Annotated in this window: 3 protein-coding genes; 2 read left to right on the forward strand and 1 reads right to left on the reverse strand. The window is 72.4% G+C overall.

All coding sequences use genetic code 11. The features are described 5' to 3' along the window. Both ABT324_RS33330 and ABT324_RS33335 read left to right on the forward strand, forming a co-directional pair. Positions 1–251, forward strand: a 251-nt coding sequence (locus ABT324_RS33330) for an ATP-binding cassette domain-containing protein (protein WP_502949838.1), incomplete at its 5' end; no start/stop codon positions are given. Positions 252–377: 126 nt separating this feature from the next. Next, positions 378–536 (forward strand): hypothetical protein, encoded by a 159-nt coding sequence (locus tag ABT324_RS33335; RefSeq protein ID WP_351185894.1) that lies wholly within the window; start codon positions 378–380, stop codon positions 534–536. A 283-nt stretch (positions 537–819) separates the two neighbouring features. Here the strand turns inward: ABT324_RS33335 and ABT324_RS33340 are convergent. Next, positions 820–1,235: transporter associated domain-containing protein (locus ABT324_RS33340; protein WP_351185896.1), on the reverse strand; the 416-nt coding region annotated here is incomplete at its 5' end.

A 1,235-nucleotide genomic window follows, 5' to 3' on the forward strand; every position in this document is an offset into this window, starting at 1 on the left:
ACGAGGTCAGCGACGGCCAGCTGCAGCGGGCGTGCCTGGCGCGGGCGCTGGCGCTGCGGCCCCGCTACCTGATCTGCGACGAGATGACCGCCATGCTCGACGCCTCCACCACGGCCGCGCTCGTGCAGGTCGTGGACCGGCAGGTGCACGAGCGCGGGACCGGGGTGCTGGCGATCAGCCACGACGAGGACCTGCTCGCCCACTGGGCGGCGCACGTGGTGCGCCTGGACGGCTCGTCAGCGGCGGTGTGATCCGGCGCGGATGCGCGGCGCGCCCGGCAGATCACTTGTCCGGGACGTGAGGTGGTGTGACAAGGTGGGGCGTGCGCGGTCGCGGGGGACCGCTCGGCAAGTGACGACGGACCCGAGGAGTCGACGGTGAGCGAGGGCGAAGGCACCACATTCATGCAGTGGCGCGAGCGGGCCCAGACCGAGGTGCGCGACGACCGCCCGAAGATGCGCGCGGTCATGATCACCGCAGCGGTCGTGGTGGTCGTCGGGATCGTGGTGGGAGCCCTGTTCCTGCTGCTGTCCTGACCTGGACGAGGTTCCCAACCTCATTTCGCGCGGCGGTGCGGGCAGCGGAACCTCAGAGGCCGCTTGGGCTGCGGGATCCCTTCTCGCGCACGGTCCGGTGCACGGCGAACGGGCTGTCCCCGCCAGGCGACCTCTGAGAACCCGCGGCGGCGGGGGTGGGCTGTGCGCCTACAGCGCGTGCGGACACCTTCCGCGGTGCGGCCCTCGCGGTTGCGGAAGCACCAAGACCGGGCTCAGGGGGAATCGCGCGTCCCACCTCTGCTGGCACGCGTGGATGCCGTTGTCAGGGCTGGTCCTCGAGCGCGGTGATGAGCAGCCGGGACACCCGGTGGCCATCCATCGCCCGCACGGTGAACCGGTGGCCGAGGGCCGCCACCGAGTCGCCCTCCTGCGGGACCTGGCCGAGGCGGCTGACCACGAAGCCCGCCACCGTGTCGAACGGCCCGTCGGGCAGCCGGATGCCGGTCTGCTGCTCGAAGTCGCTGCGGTGCAGCAGGCCGTCGACCTCGTAGCTGCCGTCGGCCTTGGCGCGCACCGGCGACGCGCTCGGGTCGTACTCGTCCCAGATCTCGCCGACGACCTCCTCCACCAGGTCCTCGACGGTGACGATGCCCGCCGTTCCGCCGTACTCGTCGATCACCACCGCCAGGTGCCCGCTGCCGCGGCGCCGCATCTGCGTCAGCGCGGCCAGCACCGGCT

The organism is Saccharopolyspora sp. NPDC000359 (genome assembly GCF_040300525.1).
Lineage (GTDB): Bacteria > Actinomycetota > Actinomycetes > Mycobacteriales > Pseudonocardiaceae > Saccharopolyspora.